Origin of the sequence: Salinibacterium sp. ZJ70 (assembly GCF_011751865.2) — a bacterium.
GTDB lineage: Bacteria > Actinomycetota > Actinomycetes > Actinomycetales > Microbacteriaceae > Homoserinibacter.
The window spans coordinates 559,178-578,928 of record NZ_CP061770.1 but is presented as its reverse complement, the minus strand read 5'-3'; the positions used below and the strand labels follow the sequence as shown (position 1 = coordinate 578,928).

At 69.1% G+C, this 19,751-nt stretch carries 20 protein-coding genes; 8 read left to right on the top strand and 12 right to left on the bottom strand.

Annotated elements, in window-relative coordinates; genetic code table 11:
* Nucleotides 1-9 precede the first annotated feature (9 nt).
* Nucleotides 10-984, top strand: a complete 975-nt coding sequence (locus tag HCR12_RS02840) for an oxygenase MpaB family protein (RefSeq protein ID WP_166867966.1) — start codon at nucleotides 10-12, stop codon at nucleotides 982-984.
* Between the two features lie 90 nt (nucleotides 985-1,074).
* Nucleotides 1,075-1,662, top strand: coding sequence for an FMN reductase (gene msuE / locus HCR12_RS02835; protein ID WP_166867968.1), 588 nt, complete (start codon nucleotides 1,075-1,077; stop codon nucleotides 1,660-1,662).
* Nucleotides 1,663-1,675: 13 nt separating this feature from the next.
* On the opposite strand, the gene HCR12_RS02830 is transcribed toward msuE, so the two are convergent.
* Nucleotides 1,676-1,927: a hypothetical protein gene (locus HCR12_RS02830; protein ID WP_166867970.1), complete on the bottom strand. Its 252-nt coding sequence runs from the start codon at nucleotides 1,925-1,927 to the stop codon at nucleotides 1,676-1,678.
* A gap of 38 nt (nucleotides 1,928-1,965) precedes the next feature.
* On the opposite strand from HCR12_RS02830, the gene HCR12_RS02825 reads away from it, so the two are divergent.
* The gene (locus HCR12_RS02825; protein ID WP_166867971.1) at nucleotides 1,966-2,403 is read left to right on the top strand and encodes a MarR family winged helix-turn-helix transcriptional regulator; all 438 of its coding nucleotides are present in this window, start codon (nucleotides 1,966-1,968) and stop codon (nucleotides 2,401-2,403) included.
* A gap of 123 nt (nucleotides 2,404-2,526) precedes the next feature.
* Here HCR12_RS02825 and HCR12_RS02820 read toward each other — a convergent pair whose 3' ends face one another.
* The 4 genes from HCR12_RS02820 to HCR12_RS02805 form a co-directional block, all read right to left on the bottom strand.
* Nucleotides 2,527-3,762: an alpha-hydroxy acid oxidase gene (locus tag HCR12_RS02820; protein WP_166867973.1), complete on the bottom strand. Its 1,236-nt coding sequence runs from the start codon at nucleotides 3,760-3,762 to the stop codon at nucleotides 2,527-2,529.
* 5 nt (nucleotides 3,763-3,767) lie between these two features.
* Entirely contained in the window at nucleotides 3,768-4,418 is a 651-nt protein-coding gene (locus HCR12_RS02815) for a GntR family transcriptional regulator (protein ID WP_166867975.1), read from the bottom strand.
* A gap of 142 nt (nucleotides 4,419-4,560) precedes the next feature.
* The gene (glpX, locus tag HCR12_RS02810; protein WP_166867977.1) at nucleotides 4,561-5,538 is read right to left on the bottom strand and encodes a class II fructose-bisphosphatase; all 978 of its coding nucleotides are present in this window, start codon (nucleotides 5,536-5,538) and stop codon (nucleotides 4,561-4,563) included.
* Nucleotides 5,535-7,382, bottom strand: a complete 1,848-nt coding sequence (locus HCR12_RS02805; RefSeq protein WP_166867979.1) for a phosphoenolpyruvate carboxykinase (GTP) — start codon at nucleotides 7,380-7,382, stop codon at nucleotides 5,535-5,537. The genes glpX and HCR12_RS02805 overlap by 4 nt, the downstream gene beginning before the upstream one ends.
* Nucleotides 7,383-7,480: 98 nt before the next feature.
* Here HCR12_RS02805 and HCR12_RS02800 point away from each other — a divergent pair, with 98 nt between their 5' ends.
* Nucleotides 7,481-8,923 carry a helix-turn-helix domain-containing protein gene (locus HCR12_RS02800; protein WP_370589326.1) on the top strand — a complete coding sequence of 481 codons (1,443 nt, stop codon included), beginning with the start codon at nucleotides 7,481-7,483 and terminating at the stop codon, nucleotides 8,921-8,923.
* 95 nt (nucleotides 8,924-9,018) lie between these two features.
* Entirely contained in the window at nucleotides 9,019-9,627 is a 609-nt protein-coding gene (locus HCR12_RS02795) for a hypothetical protein (protein WP_166867983.1), read from the top strand.
* 18 nt (nucleotides 9,628-9,645) lie between these two features.
* On the opposite strand, the gene HCR12_RS02790 is transcribed toward HCR12_RS02795, so the two are convergent.
* Entirely contained in the window at nucleotides 9,646-10,434 is a 789-nt protein-coding gene (locus HCR12_RS02790; protein ID WP_166867985.1) for a hypothetical protein, read from the bottom strand.
* 68 nt (nucleotides 10,435-10,502) lie between these two features.
* Between HCR12_RS02790 and HCR12_RS02785 the strand changes: the two genes are divergently transcribed.
* On the top strand, nucleotides 10,503-11,150 hold the full coding sequence (locus tag HCR12_RS02785) for a ThuA domain-containing protein (RefSeq protein ID WP_166867988.1): 648 nt from the start codon (nucleotides 10,503-10,505) through the stop codon (nucleotides 11,148-11,150).
* A 73-nt stretch (nucleotides 11,151-11,223) separates the two neighbouring features.
* On the opposite strand, the gene mmsB is transcribed toward HCR12_RS02785, so the two are convergent.
* The 5 genes from mmsB to HCR12_RS02760 all read right to left on the bottom strand — a co-directional run bounded on the left by mmsB (nucleotide 11,224) and on the right by HCR12_RS02760 (nucleotide 17,229).
* Nucleotides 11,224-12,426 (bottom strand): multiple monosaccharide ABC transporter permease, encoded by a 1,203-nt coding sequence (gene mmsB / locus HCR12_RS02780; RefSeq protein ID WP_191412377.1) that lies wholly within the window; start codon nucleotides 12,424-12,426, stop codon nucleotides 11,224-11,226.
* Nucleotides 12,427-12,485: 59 nt separating this feature from the next.
* Nucleotides 12,486-14,015: a multiple monosaccharide ABC transporter ATP-binding protein gene (gene mmsA / locus HCR12_RS02775; RefSeq protein WP_166867991.1), complete on the bottom strand. Its 1,530-nt coding sequence runs from the start codon at nucleotides 14,013-14,015 to the stop codon at nucleotides 12,486-12,488.
* 105 nt (nucleotides 14,016-14,120) lie between these two features.
* Nucleotides 14,121-15,197: a multiple monosaccharide ABC transporter substrate-binding protein gene (gene chvE, locus HCR12_RS02770; RefSeq protein WP_191412376.1), complete on the bottom strand. Its 1,077-nt coding sequence runs from the start codon at nucleotides 15,195-15,197 to the stop codon at nucleotides 14,121-14,123.
* A gap of 56 nt (nucleotides 15,198-15,253) precedes the next feature.
* A complete protein-coding gene (locus HCR12_RS02765; protein ID WP_166867996.1) occupies nucleotides 15,254-16,090 on the bottom strand; it encodes a class II aldolase/adducin family protein in 837 nt (278 codons plus the stop codon).
* Between the two features lie 146 nt (nucleotides 16,091-16,236).
* On the bottom strand, nucleotides 16,237-17,229 hold the full coding sequence (locus HCR12_RS02760; RefSeq protein ID WP_166868284.1) for a LacI family DNA-binding transcriptional regulator: 993 nt from the start codon (nucleotides 17,227-17,229) through the stop codon (nucleotides 16,237-16,239).
* A gap of 135 nt (nucleotides 17,230-17,364) precedes the next feature.
* Here HCR12_RS02760 and HCR12_RS02755 point away from each other — a divergent pair, with 135 nt between their 5' ends.
* A complete protein-coding gene (locus tag HCR12_RS02755; RefSeq protein ID WP_166867998.1) occupies nucleotides 17,365-17,865 on the top strand; it encodes a hypothetical protein in 501 nt (166 codons plus the stop codon).
* Between the two features lie 78 nt (nucleotides 17,866-17,943).
* The gene (locus HCR12_RS02750; RefSeq protein WP_166868000.1) at nucleotides 17,944-18,654 is read left to right on the top strand and encodes a hypothetical protein; all 711 of its coding nucleotides are present in this window, start codon (nucleotides 17,944-17,946) and stop codon (nucleotides 18,652-18,654) included.
* Between the two features lie 19 nt (nucleotides 18,655-18,673).
* On the opposite strand, the gene HCR12_RS02745 is transcribed toward HCR12_RS02750, so the two are convergent.
* Nucleotides 18,674-19,666, bottom strand: coding sequence for a metal ABC transporter solute-binding protein, Zn/Mn family (locus HCR12_RS02745; protein WP_166868002.1), 993 nt, complete (start codon nucleotides 19,664-19,666; stop codon nucleotides 18,674-18,676).
* Nucleotides 19,667-19,751: the final 85 nt, after the last annotated feature.

The window sequence follows — 19,751 nt, the reverse complement described above, 5'->3', positions numbered from 1 at the left end:
GTGGGCCGCATGAGGCGCGGTCCCGGCATCGAACCCTGGCGTTCGCGCCTGCTCATCATGTTCTCGGGTCAGCCGGATGGGCTGCCGCCGTGGGTGCGCGCGCTCGAAGACGGCGACGACGCGGGCTACTTCGGCAGCGGATCGGCCGCCTGGCACGTGCACGGGTCGCTCGCGACGATCGTCGCCGGCATCCGCGCACTTCTCATGCAGGCGCTGCATCCCGGTGCGATGGCGGGCGTGCACGACTGGTCTCGCTACCGCGAGGATCCCCTCGGACGCCTCTCGGGCACCATCCGCTGGATTCTGAGCGTGACGTTCGGCTCGAGCGAGCAGGCCAGGGCCGAGTCGGCGCGAGTGGGCCGCTTCCACGACCGCGTGCAGGGCGAGTATCCGGAGGGCGACGGGGTGACGCGCGCGTACTCGGCCCATGACTCCGACCTGCTCGAGTGGGTGCACCTCGCCTTCGCCGACGCGTTCCTCGGGGCCGCGGAGGTGTGGGATCCGCGGATCCCGGGCGGCGCCGATCGCTACGTCGCCGAGTGGGCGACCGCGGGGGAGCTCGTCGGCGTCGTCGACGCTCCGCGGTCGGAGGCGGAGCTGCGCGGGCGTCTGCGCGAGCTGCGGGAATCGGGAGCGCTGCGCCACGACGAGCGCGTGGCCGAGGTCGTGCGGTTCCTGCGGCACCCTCCGCTCGGTCGCGGCATGGGCCTGCCCTACGCGGTGCTGTTCGGGGGCGCGGTCGCGTCGCTCCCCCGCGAATTCCGCGAGCTCCTGGGGTTGCGTCGGCCGTGGTGGCCAGCGATCACGTTCACCCGGATCGCGTTGCGTGTGGTCGCCCGGATCCTCGGTCAGCGCTCGACATCCGTGGACGCCGCGGAACGGCGCCTCGCCCGCCTGCGCCGGGAGGGGCGCCAGACCGAGCCTGTGCCGTGGGCGCGGGGCGGTGACCCGCGGGGCGATCTGCAACATGAGGTCACGAACTGAAACCTCCTGACTCACAGGGCTCTCCTTCCGATCCCGGATGACAGGATCGGCAGGCGCACGGGGAAGCCGGTGCGCGACGGGAGGAACACCATGACCAAGCCGATCCGAGTCGTCGGGGTGAGCGGAAGCCCCACCGATCCGTCACGCACGACCGCGCTCGTGCGGCGCGTGTCGGGGGCGTTCGCCGAGCAGCTGGGCGGCGAGGTGGAGGTCATCGAGCTCGCCACGGTTCTGCCGTCGCTCGCGCGCGGCGGCTACCGGAGCAATCTCGGCCAGCCGGCGCTCGACGCACTCGAGTCGGTGGAGCAGGCGGATCTGCTCGTGGTCGGCTCCCCCGCGTATCGCGCCACCTACTCGGGGCTGTTCAAGCTGTTCTTCGACTACGTGGGCCAGTACACGCTCGTCGACACCCCCGTCGTGCTCACGGCGACCGGCGGCTCGGACCGCCACGCTCTGCTCGTCGAGCACCAGATGCGGCCGCTGTTCGGGTTCTTCCAGGCGCTCACGCTCCCGCTCGGCATCTTCGCGAACGAGCGCGACTTCACCGACTACCGGGTGACGAGCGCGGATCTCGACGAGCGGATCGCGACCTCGATCTCACGGGCGCTCCCGCTCGTGCAGAGCCGCATCGCGATCAACGCGGAGGCTGAGCGCGCGGAGGCTCTCGCAGCGAGCTGACGCCGCGCATCACTCAGGCGTCGTCGTCCTTCGGGCAGTAGAGCATCGTGCGCCCGCCGTTGTCGCCCTTAGTGTGAGCCGACATCGCCGCACCGCACAGCGGGCAGCCGCGCTCGGCTGCGGGCGGGGGCTCCGGCTGGTCGTACGGGCCGAGGGGCGGCGGACCGATCCACGGGAAGAGCTTGCGGTTGAGCCGCGCGAAGAAGCCGTCTCCCTGACCTTCGAAGTCATTCGGCGGAACGTATCCCGCATTCCGTGGTGCCATAACCATTAGTGTACAAAGCTTTTCGGTACGATGGCTGTGTGCAGAACGAATCCCCCGACCTGCTCGCCCTCGAGAACCAGGTGTGCTTCGCGCTGGCGGTCGCCTCGCGCAGCGTCAACGCCATCTACCGCCCGCTTCTCGAACCGCTCGGCCTCACGCATCCGCAGTACCTCGTGATGCTCGCCCTCTGGCAGCAGAGCCCGCGTTCGGTACGCGAGCTGGGCGATGAGCTCGAGCTCGATCCCGCGACGCTCTCGCCGCTGCTGAAGCGCCTCGAATCGCTCGGCTACGTGTCGCGCCGCCGCAGCACGGAGGACGAGCGCGTGCTCGAGATCACCGTGACGGATGCCGGTGCGGCCCTGCGCGCCCAGGCGGAGACGATCCCGCCGCGCATCATCGAGCGCCTCGAGATGGGCCTCGACGAACTCGAGGCTCTGCGCTCGTCTCTGCAGCGCGTGATCGCCGCCGCGCGCTGACGCGCGTCACCGCGGAGCGACAGTCGCTGGCCGCTGGCGCGCCCGAGCCCCAGACCGAGCCCCAGACGACGATGCGCGGCGGAGGCCTTCGCCCCCGCCGCGCATCGTCGCATCCGTCGCGTGTCAGCGCACGCGCGGGACCAGCCGCTCGAGCTGCGTGACGTGAGCGGGCTCGAGCTCGGCGAGCGTCGAGGCTCCGAGGAGCTTCATGGTGCGCTCCATCTCGTCGATGAGGATCTGCAGCGCGCGGTCCACACCGCGGCGGCCGCCGGCCATGAGCCCGTACAGGTAGGCGCGGCCGATCATCGTGAACTGGGCTCCGAGCGCCACCGAGGCGACGATGTCGGCGCCGTTCATGATGCCCGTGTCGACGCCGATCTCGACGTCCGAGCCGACCTCGCGCACGACGTCGGGAAGAAGGTGGAACGGCACAGGTGCGCGGTCGAGCTGGCGTCCGCCGTGGTTCGAGAGCACGATGCCGTCGACACCGCGCTCGGTGAGAGCCTTCGCGTCGTCGACGTTCTGCACACCCTTGATGACGATCTTGCCGGGCCACATCGAGCGGATGACGTCGAGGTCGTCGTACGAGATCGTCGGGTCCATGGCCGCGTTCAGCAGCTCGCCGACCGTGCCGCCCGTCGTCGAGAGCGATGCGAACTCGAGCTTGGGAGTGGTGATGAAGTCGAACCACCACCACGGACGCGGGATCGCGTTGATGATCGTTCCGGCGGTCAGCTGCGGCGGGATGGAGAAGCCGTTGCGCTTGTCGCGCAGACGGGCGCCCGCGACGGGGGTGTCCACCGTGAAGTGCAGCGTGTCGAAGCCGGCCGCGGCCGCGCGCTCGACGAGGCCGTACGAGATCTCACGGTCGCGCATCACGTAGAGCTGGAACCAGTTGCGCCCGTTCGGGTTGGCCGCCTTGACGTCCTCGATCGAGGTCGTGCCGAGCGTCGACAGGGTGAACGGGATGCCGACGGCACCTGCCGCCCCGGCGCCCGCGATCTCGCCCTCGGTCTGCATGAGTCGCGTGAAGCCCGTGGGGGCGATCGCGAGCGGGTAGGCGGAGGGGCCGCCGAGGATCGTGGAGCTCATGTCCACATCGGCGGCGGGGCGCAGGATGCGGGGGCTGAACTCGACATCCTCGAACGCCTGACGCGCACGGGTGAGCGAGAGCTCGCCTTCGGCTGCGCCGTCGGTGTAGTCGAACGCGGCCTTCGGGGTGCGGCGCTTCGCGATGTCACGGAGGTCCGCGATCGTGAGGGCGGAGTCGAGGCGGCGCGTGGTGCCATTGAACTCGGGCTTCTTGAACTTCATGAGTTCGAGCAGCTCCGCGGGGCGCGGGAACTGACGCTTGACCATGTTGGTCACCTTTCGTGGTGCTCGAGATGCGCGAGGAGTCGGTCTCGCGAGGAGTGGATGTGAGTTCGGGTGAGTCGCGCCGCGAGCTCGGCATCGCCGGCAGAGATCGCGTCGAGGATCGCGGCATGCTCGGGGGCGACTTCGTGCGCGGTGCGGAGGCCGCGTGCGGCGATCTGGGAGATCGCGAGTTCGACCTCCCCCATGAGCAGGTCGTGGAGCTTCGGCAGTCGCGCGGATCCGGATCCGTGCACGAGCGCACGGTGGAAGGCGATGTCGGCGGCGAGGTAGCTCGCGCCGTCCGCGAGAGCCTGGAAGTCGGCGTGCGCGGCGAGCGCCGCCGACGGCACGGTGCCGCGTGCGGCGAGCTGCTCGGCGGCCGCGGATTCGACGGCGGTGCGCGCGGCGAAGAGATCGATGACGTCAGCGTCGCCGAGTTCGCGGACCCGCGCCGAGTGGTGCGGTTCGCGAGCGAGCACTCCGGCCGCGACGAGCCGGTCGATGGCGATGCGTGCGGTGGGTCGTGCGACACCGAAGCTGCGGGAGACGAATGCCTCCGTGACGGCTTCTCCCGGCGCGATCGTCCCGTCGAGCACGGCTGCCCGCAGCGCGACGAGCACGGCATCGGGCAGGACGACGCCACCATCCGGAGTGGTCATGATTGTCAGACAATAACAGATTGTCTGACAATCTGCGCACTATCTCCGGAATCGCCGAAGGGCGCGACCCTCGCCTCGCACAAGGCATATGAGGATTCGCGCCCTTCAGTGTGCCCCCAGCACACCTGTGGCGATCGCGGCGTCAGCTCCAGCGTGACGCGCGATAGTCGGCGGTGATGCGACGAACCGTGCCGGATGCTCCACGCACCACGATCGATTCCGTGCGCACCACGTCGCCCAGCTTGCGGACGCCCTCGAGGAGCGCACCATCGGTGACTCCCGTCGCGACGAAGAAGGTGTTGTCGCCGCGCACGAGCTCGTTGGCCTCGTACACGTAGTCGAACTTGAGTCCGGCGGCCTCGCCGCGCTCGCGCTCGGCGTCGTCGCCCGGAGCGAGGCGCCCCTGGATGAGCCCGCCGAGAGCCTTGACGGCACACGCCGTGGCGACGCCCTCCGGGCTGCCGCCGATGCCGACGCACATGTCGAGGTCGCCATCGATCGATGCGGCGGCGATCCCGCCGCCCACATCGCCGTCGAGCAGCAGACGCACACCGGCGCCCGCGGCGCGGATGTCGGCGATCAGCTTCTCGTGCCGCGGACGATCCAGCACGCCGACCGCCAGGTCGCCGATGCGCTTGTTGGAGGCCTTCGCGAGGGCGCGCAGATTGTCCCCGATGGGGCGGCGGATGTCGACGATGTCGATGCCTGCGGGCCCGGTGACGATCTTCTCCATGTAGAAGACGCTCGACGCGTCGAGCATAGTGCCGCGGTCGGAGGCGGCGATCATCGAGATCGCGTTCGGGCGACCGGCGGCCGTGAGCGACGTGCCGTCGATCGGGTCGACGGCGATGTCGCATTCGGGACCGTCACCGGTTCCCACCACCTCGCCGTTGAAGAGCATGGGCGCCTTGTCCTTCTCGCCCTCGCCGATCACGACGGTGCCGCGGAACGCCACGGTTCCGAGGAACGCGCGCATGGCGTCCACAGCGGCGCCGTCGGCGGCGAGCTTGTCACCCCGCCCCACGTACTCCGAGGCGCGGATCGCCGCAGCCTCGGTCGCGCGCACGAGCTCGAGCGCGAGGTTACGGTCAGGGACAGCGGTGCCGAGGACGAAACTCACGCAACAGCCTTTCGTGTGGAGCCGGAGAGCTCCGTGAGTCGATCGCGGAGTCCGGTCAGTTGGCGACGCAGCGCGTCAGGGAGTCGATCGCCGAACCGTGCGAGGAATTCCTCGGTGTCGTCGGCTTCGTCGAGCAGCGCGTCCGGATCGATCCGGAACAGCTCCGCCCATTGCTCGTCGGAGAGTCCCGCGGCGCGGTAGTCGATCGAGTCGCCTGCGGGAGCACGTCCGATGGGGGTATCCACCGACGGAGCTTCGCCTGCGATCCGCTCGACGATCCATTCGAGCACTCGACCATTCTCGCCGAAGCCCGGCCACAAGAATGACCCGTCAACATCACGACGGAACCAGTTCACCTGGAAGATCCGCGGAGCGCCGCCCGTACGACGCAGGCGCGTGCCCATGTCGAGCCAGTTCTGGAAGTAGTCGCCCATGTTGTATCCGCAGAACGGCAGCATCGCGAACGGGTCGCGCCGCAGCTCGCCCAGGGTGCCCTCGGCAGCCGCCGTGCGCTCGGACGCGATCGTCGCCCCCAGGAACACGCCGTGCTCCCAGTCGCGCGCCTCCACCACGAGGGGAACGTTCGACGCCCGCCGCCCCCCGAAGATGATCGCGTCGAGCATCACCCCATCCGGGTGATCCCAGTCGGATGCGATCGACGGGCACTGTGACGCGGCGACCGTGAAACGGGAGTTCGGATGCGCCGCAGGCGTCCCCGACTCAGGCGTCCACGGGTTCCCCTGCCAGTCGGTGAGGCCCTCAGGGGTCTCCTCGGTCAGCCCCTCCCACCAGACATCGCCGTCCGGGCGCAGCGCTACATTCGTGAAGATCGTGTTGCCCCAGAGGGTGTCGACGGCGGTCGGGTTCGTGTCGCGCCCCGTCCCCGGAGCGACACCGAAGAACCCTGCTTCCGGGTTGATGGCGCGCAGGCCCCCGTGCGGTCCCGGGGCCAGCCAGGTGATGTCATCGCCGAGGGTCTCGACCGTCCAGCCGGGCAGCACCGAGCGCAGCATCGCGAAGTTGGTCTTGCCGCACGCCGACGGGAAGGCCGCCGCGACGTGGAAGCGGCGCCCCTTCGGGTCGGTCACGCGCAGCAGCAGCATGTGCTCCGCCATCCACCCCTCGTCACGCGCCATGACCGAGGCGATGCGGAGCGCGAACGACTTCTTCGCGAGGATCGCATTGCCGCCGTACGCGGAGCCGAACGACATGATCTCGCGCGACTCGGGGAAGTGGCAGATGTACTTGGTCTCGTTGCTCGGCCACGGGACATCCTCCTGGCCGGGCTCGAGCGGAGCGCCGACCGAGTGCAGAGCGGGGACCCAGCTCGCGCCCTCGCGGATGAGCTCGAGGACCTCGTCGCCGACGCGGGTCATGACCGCCATACTCGTCACGACGTACGCGGAGTCGGTGATCTGCACTCCGATGCGCGAGAGGGCGCCGCCGACCGGTCCCATCGAGAACGGAAGAACGTACATGGTGCGCCCGCGCATGGAGCCGGCGAAGAGCTCACGGAGCTCGGCCCGCATCGCCTCCGGCTCGCGCCAGTTGTTGGTAGGCCCGGCGTCCTCCTCCTTCTCGGAGCAGATGAACGTGCGGGACTCGACGCGGGCGACATCCGACGGTGCGCTGCGCGCCAGGAAGCTGTTGGGCCGTAGCTCGGGGTTCAGGCGGATGATGCGTCCCTCGTCGACGAGCTGCTGAAGCAGGGCGTCCTGCTGCTCGCGAGAGCCGTCGATCCAGACCACGCGGTCGGGCTGAAGCAGCTCCACCTGCTCGGCCACCCACTGATCGAGGTCGATCGCGGGAGCCGGGCGGAGAACGCTGGTGAGCGCCGGTGCCATGTGAACCTCCGTGAAGAATCGGTTGTGATTCCACAATGGGGGCACCAGAAGCGCGGATGACACCAAACCTGCACGAAAGAATCGGGATTCTTGCCATAATGGTGAACATGGCCGATCTCATCACCCTGGGTCAGCGGATCCGTCACTTCCGCACATCCGCCGACCTCACCCTGGGCGAGCTGGGCGACGCCGTGGGGGTCTCGGCGAGCCAGCTGTCGCTCATGGAGAACGGCAAGCGCGAGCCGCGTCTCAGTCTGCTGACCGCGATCGCCGCGCAGCTCGGGGTACCCCTCAACTCCCTTCTCGACGATGCACCGCCCTCGCCGCGCGCCGCGCTCGAGATCGAACTCGAGCGCGCCCAGTCGAGCGCGCTCTACGCCGAGCTCGGACTGCCTCTCGTGCGGCCGGGCCGCACGATGCCCGACGAGACCCTTGCGGCGCTCGTCGGGCTGCACCGCGAACTCGAACGTCGCTCGCGCGAGGCGATCGCCACCCCCGAGGAGGCCCGCCGCGCCAACACCGAGCTGCGCGCCCGCATGCGCGAACGCGACAACCACATCCCCGAGATCGAGGAGCTCGCCGAACGCGTCATGCGCGACGTCGGCTACGAGCGGGGGGCCGTCACGCACCGGATGGTCGCGCGCATCGCCCAGAGCCTCGGGTTCGAACTCGTGCACGTGCACGACCTTCCGCACTCGGCGCGCTCCGTCACCGACCTCGAGAACGGCCGCATCTACCTGCCGCCGGCGTCCATCCCGGGCGGCCACGGCCTCCGCTCGATGGCTTTGCAGGCTGTCGCACACCGCCTGCTCGAGCACGAGGCGCCGCGCGACTACGCCGAGTTCCTGCAGCAACGGCTTGAGATCAACTACTTCGCCGCTGCCTGCCTCATGCCGCGCGCGCAGGCCGTCACCTTCCTCACACAGGCCAAGACCGAGCGCGACATCGCGATCGAGGATTTCCGCGACGCGTTCGGTGTGACCCACGAGGCCGCGGCCCTGCGCTTCACCAACCTCGCAACGGCGCACCTGGACATGCGCGTGCACTTCCTGCGCGTCGGCGACGACGGCGCGGTGGCGAAGGCCTACGAGAATGACGGTCTGCGCCTGCCGACCGACGTGACGGGCGGCGTCGAGGGGCAGATCGTGTGCCGCTACTGGTCGGCGCGCACGGCGTTCACACGCACGAACCGCACCACGGAGTTCTACCAGTACACGGACACGCCCGTCGGCACCTTCTTCGAGTCCACCCAGACGGGCACGAGCGCCACCGACGAATTCTCGATCACGATCGGCGTGCCGTTCGACGAGTCCAAGTGGTTCCGCGGACGCCACGAGACCCGTCGCGAGCAGTCACGCTGCCCCGATGCCAGCTGCTGCAAGAAGCCACCGCGCGAGCTCTTCGATCGCTGGGCGGGCCGCGCGTGGACGAGCGCCAAGGTGCACGCGCACATCTTCAGCCCGCTGCCGAGCGGCACCTACCCCGGCGTCGACGACCGCGAGCTCTTCGAGTTCCTCGAATCGCACCACGAAGGCGACTGAGCCTTCTACGCCGCGAATCGGGGGTATCTGACTTCTCAGATACCCCCTACGTTGTTGCGAGGCCGCTGCCGCACCCGATGGACAGAAGACGAGCAATGACGCACAACGACACCGCCCCCGAGAACTCCGAGCTCGAGACAGAAGCTGCCTCAGAGTCGGCGGTGACGGATGAGACGGCAGCAGTCGCCGCGCCTGTTGCCCGAGGCTGGCGCAGCCAGCTGCGCCAGCCTCGCCTCATCGTCGCGGCTGGCATCGTGGGTGTCCTCGCGATCAGCGGCACCATCCTGGCTGTGGCAAACAGTCCCACTGCGCTCGCGCGAGCAGCTGACGCATGCAGTGGGTCCAAGCCGTTCGACCGGCTGATGACCGAGCTTGAGAAGGACCCCGACACCTCGAGCGAGACCGGCTCGGACGAAGGGGCTGACTCAGCCATCGGCAAGTACTTCGATCGAGTCGTGAGAGTCGAAGACGGCGGCAAGACGTTGCTTGTCTCCACGAAACCACAGGACGACGACCCCCTCGGCCTCAGTAGTCTCGCGCTTGACTGTATCTACGACGAACTGAACATTCCGACCCGGGTCACCGAGGTCATCGGTTCCACGCGTGGCCTCGACGGCCGAGTCAGCGATGAGTGGGATAACTACTCCGGCTCGTGGACGTACCACCCCGACAACGGACTCCAGCTCATCATCGCGCAGCGCTGACCAGTCCGCCTGTCTCGATCAGCGCGCCGCGTGGGCGTCCCGCTCCGGGCGGAACACGCGCGCGACGACGGGCCACACGAGCGCTCCCGTCGCGACCGTGACGGCGACCGAGCCGATGGTGGTGAGTGCGATGCCGAAGGCGGCGTTCGCGAGGATCTGCGAGACCGTGTCGCTCGTTCCGAAGATGAGGCCCCCGAGGGCGCCGAGCGAGGCGCTCAGGATCGTCGCGATGACGAATCCCACCGGGAAGGCGACCGCCGTGACCATGCCGGCGCGGGCGACCCCATGCGAGCGCATCACGAAGAAGCTCACGAGCACGCCGGCGATGAGGAAGGCGGCGCCGATGATCGCGAACGCGAGCGTGACGCTGCCCACCGCCCCGGGCTCGATCGACGCGAGAGTCTCATTGGTCTCCTCGGCGGCGCCCTTCCCGCTCACCGCATTCGCGATGACGACAGCCACCGTGCGGATGATGGTGTTGAGATACCAGACGGCGAGCGGCACGGCGAGCATGACGATGCCGGCGGTCGCGAGCGGCAGCGAGATGGCACCCGCGACGTTGGCGCCCCGGCGCGCGCGCTGCTCGGGCGTCGCGGGCTTCTCGGACTTCACGACCGGGGCGATGAGGGCCTCCTCCGCCGCGACCTCCTCGGCAGCCAGCTCGCTCGTCTCGGGCAGCGCGGCCTCCGGCAGCACCTCGGGCGTCATCCCGGGAACGATCTGCCCCGCAGGCGCCGCGGGGCTATCGGGGATCTCCGCGGCTGCGGGAGTCTCGGCGGGAGTCGGGGCTGCGGTGTCGTCGCTCACAGCACCATCATGCCGCTCGGACGGCGCGAAAGCGACGGAACCGGCGGCGTCCCGCCTACGCTCGGTGCATGACCGAGGGGCAGCGTCAGCGGATCGCCGTCGTGTGCGGCACGGGAGCGCACACCGACAGCTGGCACGACCTGCCTGCCACGAGTCGATCGCTCGCGGACGCGATCGCCGTCGCCACGCGCGCGACGACAGCGGTGCATGGCCTCGACGAGCTCGCCGCCCTCGACCGCCCGGACGCGCTCGTCGTGAACGCATCCGGCGACATGGACGCACCGCTCATCGACTCGCGTCCTGTCGTCGATGAGATCCTCGCGTTGCACGCGGCGGGCGTCCGGCTGCTCGCGGTGCACTCCGCCGCCTATGCATTCCGCGACGACCCGCGCTGGGCTTCGCTTCTCGGCGGCCGCTGGGTGCCGGGCGTCTCGGGCCATCCGCCCCTGGGCGCCGCGACGATCGATGTCGCGGGCGCTGACGCCGCTGCACCTGCGAGCTTCACGGTGATCGACGAACGCTACACGGGTCTCGAGGTCGCCGCCGACGTGACTGTCGTCGCAAGCCACCGGTTCGAGGGGCGCACGCATCCGCTCGCCTGGACGCGCGATGGCGGGCTCGTCGCCTACAGCGCACTCGGCCACGACCCGCGAAGCCACACCTCCGCCGGGCACCGTGCGCTGCTCGCGCGGCTGCTCAGCGCGCCGTCTGCCTGACGCTGAAGAGACGCGAGACCGAGGAGACTCCATCCACCAGTGGTCGCCCCGGCCCCGCGCGTGATCGGCGGCGTCAGCCGCGGCCCGACCGCCGCTTGTTGAAGACATCGAACGCGACAGCGAGCAGCAGCACGAGACCCTTGACGGCCTGCTGCCACTCGATGCCGATGCCCATGATCGACATGCCGTTGTTGAGCACGCCGATGATGAGACCGCCGATGATCGCCCCGGCGATCGTGCCCACGCCGCCCTGCACCGCCGCGCCGCCGATGAACGCCGCGGAGATCGCCTCGAGCTCGAAGCCGTCGCCCGCCTTCGGGCCCGCGAGGTTGAGGCGGGCCGTGAAGATGAGGCCGGCGAGCGCCGCGAGCACACCCATGTTGACGAACAGCCAGAAGTCCACCCGGCGCGTCTTGATGCCCGAGAGCTCGGCCGCGTGACGGTTGCCGCCGATCGCGTAGATGTGGCGACCGAAGACGCTGCGGTTCATCACGACGCCGTACACGATGACGAGCAGCGCGAGGATGATGAGCGTCACCGGGATGCCCTTGTAGGAGGCGAGCGAGTAGGCGAAGAAGCCGATCGCGGCGCCCACGAGCACGAGCTTCGCGATCCACCAGCCGAGCGGCTCGACCTCCTGGCCGTACTGCAGGCGCCCGCGACGCGACCGCGTCTGCTGGATGACGAGTGCGATGAACGCGAGGGCTCCCACGCCGAGGGTCAGCGGGTCGAGCTCGAAATCGCCGAACACATCCGTGAGGAACCCGTTGCCGATCGCGCGGTACTCGGTGGGGAACGATCCGATGTTCTTGTTGCCGAGCACCACGAGCGCGAGGCCGCGGAAGATGAGCATGCCCGCGAGCGTCACGATGAACGCGGGAATGCCGACGTACGCGATCCAGAAGCCCTGCCACGCGCCCACGAGGGCTCCGATGCCGAGCGACAGCACGATCGCAAGCCACCACGGAAGGCCCCAGTGCACGGCGAAGACGCCCGAGCAGGCCCCCACGAACGCGGCGACCGAGCCGACCGAGAGGTCGATGTGGCCGGCGATGATGACCATCACCATGCCGATCGCGAGCACCAGGATGTACCCGTTCTGCACGATCAGGTTCGAGATGTTCTGCGGGCGCAGCAGGATGCCGTTCGTCGTGATCGAGAACAGCACGACCACCGCGATGAGGGCGATGAAGATGCCGTTCTTCCCGAGGTCGGAGATCACGTGGCTGAGCCACGAGGTGACGCGGTTGGGCGCCGGGGGCCGGCTCGTCGTCATCGGGGCCTGGGTCGGGGGTGGGGAAATGGACATCGTCGTTCCTTCTCGTCGCTCGCGCGTCACCGGGGGCGTTCCATGGTCATGAGGGTGAGGACGGCCTCGGGGGTGGCCTCCTCGATCGGCAGCTCGCCCGTGATGCGCCCCTCCGAGAGGGCGTACACGCGGTCGCAGATGCCGAGAAGCTCCGGCAGCTCGGAGGAGATCACGATGATCCCCTTCCCCGAGGCCGCGAGCCGGTTGATGATCGAGTAGATCTCGTACTTCGCGCCCACATCGATGCCGCGCGTGGGCTCGTCGAGGATGAGCACCTCGGGGTCGGCGTAGATCCACTTCGAGAGCACGACCTTCTGCTGGTTGCCGCCCGAGAGCTTGCCCGTGCGGGCGAGCACGGAGGGCGCCTTGATGTTCATCGACTTCCGGAAGTCGTCGGCGACCCTGAACTCCTCGTTGTCGTGCACGAGCCCGCGCTTGGCGAGCTTGTCGAGGGATGCGACCGAGATGTTCCGCTTGATGTCCTCGATGAGGTTGAGCCCGTAGGTCTTGCGGTCTTCGGTGGCGTAGGCGAGACCATTCTCGATCGCCTCCGCGACAGTCCGGGTGCGGATCTCGCTGCCCCGCAGGAACACCCGTCCCGAGATCCGGGAGCCGTAGGAGCGCCCGAAGAGGCTCATCGCGAACTCGGTGCGACCGGCGCCCATGAGCCCCGCGATGCCGACGATCTCGCCGGCGCGCACGTGCAGGCTGACGTCGTCGACGACGACCCGGCTGGTGTCCTGAGGGTGGTGAGCCGTCCAGTTCTCGACCCGCAGCAGCTCCTCGCCGATGTGGGGGGTGTGGTCGGGGTAACGGTGCTCGAGGTCCCGCCCCACCATGTCCTTGATGATGCGCTCCTCCGTGACGTCCTGACGGGGCATCGTCTCGATGGTCTTGCCGTCGCGCAGCACTGTCACCGAGTCCGCGATCTTCTTGATCTCGTTGAGCTTGTGGCTGATGATGATCGACGTGATCCCCTGCTCGCGCAGGTTCAGGATCAGATCCAGCAGATGGTCGGAGTCCTCGTCGTTGAGGGCGGCCGTCGGCTCGTCGAGGATCAGCAGCTTGACCTGCTTCGACAGCGCCTTCGCGATCTCGACGAGCTGCTGTTTGCCGACGCCGATGTCGCGGATCCGGGTCGTGGGGTTCTCGCTGAGCCCCACCCGCGCGAGGAGCTTCGTGGCCTCGTGGTTGGTCTTGTTCCAGTCGATGAGGCCGAGCGCGCCGCGCTGCTCGTTGTTGAGGAAGATGTTCTCGGCGATCGAGAGGTAGGGGCTGAGTGCGAGCTCCTGGTGGATGATGACGATGCCTTGCGCCTCCGAGTCGGAGAGGTCGCGGAAGGCGACCGTCTCGCCTTCGAACACGATGTCGCCGTCGTAGCTGCCGTACGGGTAGACACCGCTCAGCACCTTCATGAGGGTGGACTTCCCGGCACCGTTCTCGCCGCAGATGGCGTGGATCTCACCGCGCGCGACTTCGAGGGTGACGTTCGAGAGCGCCTTCACTCCGGGGAACGTCTTGGTGATGTTGCGCATCTCCAGGATGTTGTTCGTCATGATTCGCCGACTTCCTTGGGGGCTGACAGGGGGAGCGTAGCGCCGGCGGGCGGCGGTGGGGAGGTTCGACTCCCCACCGCCGCCTGCCGGGTTGGGCGGTTCGGCTCAGAGGCCGAGCTCGGCGGCCGTCCAGTAGCCGGTGTCGACGAGCGCCTGCTTGACGTTGTCGCTCACCACGGGGACGGGCGCGAGCAGGTACGACGGGACGACCTTGACGTTGTTGTCGTAGGTCTCGGTGTCGTTGACCTCGGGCTCTTCGCCCTTCAGCAGCGCCACCGCCATGCCGGCCGCGACCTTCGCGAGCTCACGCGTGTCCTTGAAGATCGTCGCGTGCTGCTCGCCCGACAGGATCGCCTTGACCGAGTCGACCTCGGCGTCCTGACCGGAGATGGTCGGCCATTCGTCGCCCACGCTGTACCCGGCGTCGGTGAGCGCCGAGATGATGCCGCGCGAGATGCCGTCGTAGGGCGACAGCACGCCGTCCACCTGGGTGCCGTCGGAGTAGTTGGCGGTGAGGAGGTCCTCCATCCGACTCTGGGCGGTCTCGCCGTCCCAGCGCAGCGTCGCCGCCTGCTCGATCGAAGTCTGGCCGGACTTCACGACGAGCGTGCCGTCCTCGATGAGGGGCTCGAGCACGCTCATCGCCCCGTCGAAGAAGAAGAACGCGTTGTTGTCGTCGAGCGAACCCGCGAACAGCTCGATGTTGAACGGGCCCTCGGGTGCGTCGGCGAGCGCCGCGCCCTCGAGGTCGGTGAGACCCAGACCGTTGAGCAGCGTCCAGGCCTGCTGCTCGCCGACCCGGAAGTTGTTGAACGTCGCGTAGTAGTCGACGTTCTCTGACTCCATGATGAGGCGGTCGTAGGCGATCACCGGGATGTCGCTGTCGGCGGCGGTCTGCAGCACCTCCGAGAGGGTGGTGCCGTCGATCGAGGCGATGATGAGCGCCTCGGCGCCCTTCGTGATCATGTTCTCGATCTGGGCGACCTGGGTGGGGATGTCATCCTCTGCGTACTGCAGGTCGACGCTGAATCCCTGGGCTTCGAGCTCGGCCTTGACGGCGTCGCCGTCCTGGATCCAGCGCTCGGAGCTCTTGGTGGGCATCGCGACGCCGATGAGGCCGCCGTCGCCGCCTCCCGAGCTGTTGTCGCCCCCGGCGGGCGTGCAGGCCGCGAGCGCGAGCATGGAGCCGGCTGCGATCGTGGCGAGAAGGAACTTCTTCGTCTTCACGGTCTTTCCTTTCACTGTGAGTTGCGGACGTCGTTGTCTGTCACGGAGCCGTTCGGGGGCGGAGTCGTCCATGATCCGGCCCCGCCGCTCGATCCGGGGGAACCGGTTCGGGAGGTTGGGAAGGCGCCCAGGGGCGCGCTGCGGTCGACGCGTCGGGCGTCGTCGCGGCGTCGACGCGCGTGGAGCGCGTCGACGAGATCTGCAGGGAGCGGGTCGACCCGGACGCCGGGTGCGAGCCCGTCGCGGCCGAGCTGCACGATGCGCGCCGCCTCTTCGAGCGCAACGGCCGCTCGCAGCGCGTCGCGCAGGTCGAGGCCCGCCGTGTAGGCGCCGTGCCGGGCCACGAGCACGGCGCGCCGGTGTCCATCTGCGAGCTCCGCGTGGAGGCGCCGGGCGAGACCGGCGTCGTCGATGTCGTGGGGGATGACGGGAACGTCGCCGCCGAACTCCTCGGCGATCGTGATGGTGAGGCACGGCAGCGGCTCGCTGCGGAGGGCGAACGCGCTCGCGTAGGGCGACGCGACGTGGGCGAGCCCGCCGATGGCGGTGCCGAAGCGGTAGAGGTCGGCGTGCACGCCGACACCGCGGGCGGGGGCGGATTCGCTGCCGGGGATGTTGCTGACGACGACGCCGTCGAGATCGACGACGACCATCGTCTCGGGGCCCGAGTCGGCGCGTTGAGGGTCGTCGGGGGTGATGACGAAGAGGTCGGCCTCGGGTACGCGAGCGGAGACGACCGCACTCGAGGCGCCGGCGGTGCCGCTGCGGGAGAGGCCCTTGTGGAACCGAGCGACGTCGGCGCGGGTGCGCGCGATCGCGACCTCGGTGCGCGGTTCGAAGCGGGCCACGGGCTCTCCTGACGACGTCGTCATGTGAAATGTGACCGGTCACTGTGACCGGTAACATTTGAGCACTTTAGCCCCGGCCCCCACGAAGCTGTCAACTGTTCAAGATCACGAACAGATAACGGCGAGGGGTGAGAGGCGGCCCCGGCTCAGCTTCGCGCGGGAGCGGTCGACGAGCGCACCACGAGCTGCGGCGTCACCGTGCGCGCTCGATCCGCCTCCTCGCCGCCCACCAGGCGGTCGACCGCGATGCGACCGAGCTCCGAGAAGTCCTGGCGGATCGTCGTGAGCGGCGGCCAGAAGTGCGCGGCCTCCGGGATGTCATCGAACCCGATCACGCTCACGTCGCCCGGCACGCTCACTCCCCCATCACGGAAGGCATGAAGAAGCCCGAGCGCCATCTGGTCGTTCGAGGCGAACACCGCCGTGAAGTCGCGCACCCGAAGCAGCTCCTGCCCCGCGAAGTAGCCGAAGTCGGCCGTCCAGTCGCCGAGGATGGGCGCTGTCGTCGGCGCATCCCACTCGTTCATCTCGTCGAGGAACCCGCGCATGCGCGCATCCGCCTCGATCCAGTCGCGGGGGCCCGAGAGGTGGTAGATGCCGCGGTGACCGAGCTCGAGAAGGTGCCGCGTCGCCAGGCGCGCACCCTCGTACTGGTCGAACACGGGCGGCCGATCGCCCTCGCCCGTCCACTGCACGTTGACGTAGGGCACATCGAACTGCAGCTGAGAGATCTCCTCGAAGACCCGCACCTGCGGGGCGATCACCACGATGCCTTCGACGGCCTGCGCACGCAGCTGCTGCAGGGCGTCGCGGATCGAGCCCTGCACACCGGGATCGATGTTGGCGATGCTCACCCAGTAGCCGTTGGCGCGCGCCGCCGCCTCGACCGAGGCCATGATCGACGCCGGCCCGTAGTCGGTGCTCATCGCCGAGAGGATGCCGATCGTGTGCGACCGGCTCGATGCGAGAGCTCGCGCCGCGCGGTTCGGCTGATACTGCAGCTCGGCCATGACGTCCAGCACTCGCTGACGCGTCGTGTCGCGGATGCTCGGGTGCCCGTTGAGGACGCGCGAGACCGTCTGGTGCGAGACCCCTGCGATCCGCGCGACATCGCGGATGCTCGGCGGCCGGGTGGACACCGGAGGATTCGTGGTCACGGCACCCCTCCGCCCGCGAGACGATCACGACGCCAGGCGCGTCGCACGGCAATGATGGCACAGTGCGGGCCCGGAATGTGACAGTCACATTGGGGTGGCGACTATGCTTGCCGCACCATGTCCGACCTCTGGCGGAACCTCCCCCTCTCGGCACACGAACGCGTCGACGAGTCGGGCATCACCGCGGGCTGGCAGGCGGAGATCTCCGAGGTGCGCGCAGCCGCAGCCCGGGCGCTCGCCTCGCACCCCGACCCGGATGCCGCGCACGAATTCGAGACGGACGCCGCACCGCGCCGGGGCCCGATCACCCGCCGCCTGCGCACCCGCCGCGCACCGCTGCGCGACCTCGACCGTGCGGTGTACTCCTACCTCGCCCTGTGCGCGCGCCTCGGAGCGGAGGCCGTTCTGTCGCCGCGCGCGAGCGGTGCGGTCGCACTCGGACGCGCCGCCGCGGCACCCACGCCCATCCGCGCCGTCATCGCGGGGCACACCCTGCGCGCCTCGGATGCGGGATGGAGCTTCGGATCTGGGCCCATCCTCGAGGCGACAGCGGCCGAGCTCCTGCTCTTCCTCGGGGGGCGTTCGCTCGATGCGCCCCGCCCGCCGCTCGCAGGCTGACAGCAGGTCACGCACAGGGCCTTCCCAGGACGCTCGGCCACCCTGGGACGCGCGCCGTCCCCCTGGCGCAATCTGCCTATGATCTCGACTCCCCACGCCATCACGACCCTCCGCGACCGGCACTCCGCCTCTCGCGGGACTCGCGCCACGCACGGCATCCTCGTCGGCGTCGCTCTCGGGACCGCGATCGCCGTGGCTGCGACGCTCGCGAGCGCGCCGGAAGAGCTCGCCGTCGTCACGGCCAAGATCGAGGCCTACGCGCAGAGCAATGCGCAGGCGGTCGAGGTGTCACACCCCGAGGTCCGCGCCGATCTCTCGACGCAGTTCGAATCCATCCGAGGCGAGTACGAGGCCACGTCCGGCCTCGAGACGCTCAAGGCAGGCGGCACGAACGTCGACTGGGCGAAGATGGTTCTCCTGTTCGCGGGCTACCCCATCACCGACGACAGCGTCACCGTGATCGGCCGCTGGATGCGCCAGGAGAACTACCCCGAGACCTGGTGGAACCGCAACAACCCGCTCAACAACGGCTGGGGCGCGAGCTACGGCCCGGGCGGAACCGGCAGCAACACGAACCTCGTCGACGCCGCTCGCAACGCCGCGGACGCTCTCAACTCCATCGGCAAGTACAGCGAGATCCGTGAGGCCTTCCTCGCGGGCGCCGACGCCGCCACGATCGAGAACGCCATCTGGTACTCGGGCTGGGCGTCGGGGATGTACAACAACGGCAAGCACTGGCACTACCACGACATCAAGGTCGTGAAGGCACCCGCCTCAGCCTGGGGCTGAGACGGGCACCTGAGAGCCGTCAGCTGACCGCAGCCTGGATCGCGTCGACGTTCGAGCTCATCCACTCGATGTAGTCGAGCCCCTCGGGCAGCAGCTCGCTGAACGACACCACGGGCAGGCCCGCCGCCCCAGCCGCCGCGAGCACCTCCTGCGTCTGCGGGCTGACCGTCTGCTCGTTGTAGGCGAGGAACGCGACCGTCCCGCCCGAGACGAGCTCGAGCACATCCTGCACGACGAGCACGGGGGCATCGACCCCGGATTCGACGGCGCGCGTGAACTCGGCCGGTGTCGCGTCCGAGAGCCCTGCGAGCTCGAGCAGGTAGTGGGGAACGGGCTCGGTGGAGGCGACCTGGAGACCCTCGTGGGAGTCGGCGATCGCGTGGGCGCGCTCGTGGACCTCATCGAGGTCGCGTACGAAGGCCTCGGCGTTCGCCTGGTACTCGGCTGCGCCGTCCGGGTCGAGCTCGGCGAGCGCATCCGCGATCTCGTGCGCGAGGTCGCTCATCGCGTGGAGGTCGTACCAGACGTGCTCGTTCACCTCGCCGTGGTCGTGCCCGGAGTGGTCGTGCCCCGCATGCTCGTCGGCCCCCTCGGAGGCCCCATCGTCCGCGTGATCCTCGCCGGCGTGCGCACCGTCTTCGTCGTCATGATCGGCGATCTCGACCGCGTCGATCACGACGGGGGACGTGCTCTGGGCTCCCAGCAGCGTGCTCATGAACTCGTCGTAGCCGCCGCCGTTCATGATCACGAGGTCGGCACGGTCGAGCGCCAGGGCATCGCGGGTGGTTGCTTCGTACTCGTGCGGGTCCAAGGCGATGTCGTCGATGATCGCCTCCACATCCGCGCCGTCTCCCGCGATCGCGGAGGCGATCGAGGCGTAGACGTTGGTCGACGCGACGATCTGCAGTCGGTCGCTCGTCGAGTCGGTGTCGCCAGGGGCGCAGCCGACGAGCGCGAGCGCCGCGATGGCGGCGGTCGTGAGGGCGAGGAGCGGCAGGCGAGGGGAAGTCATACGGCGACGGTACGCCTTATTGATAATGATTGTCAAAACGGATAGCGTCCGGCGTCCGCCGGATCCCCCCATCCGCATCGCCTAA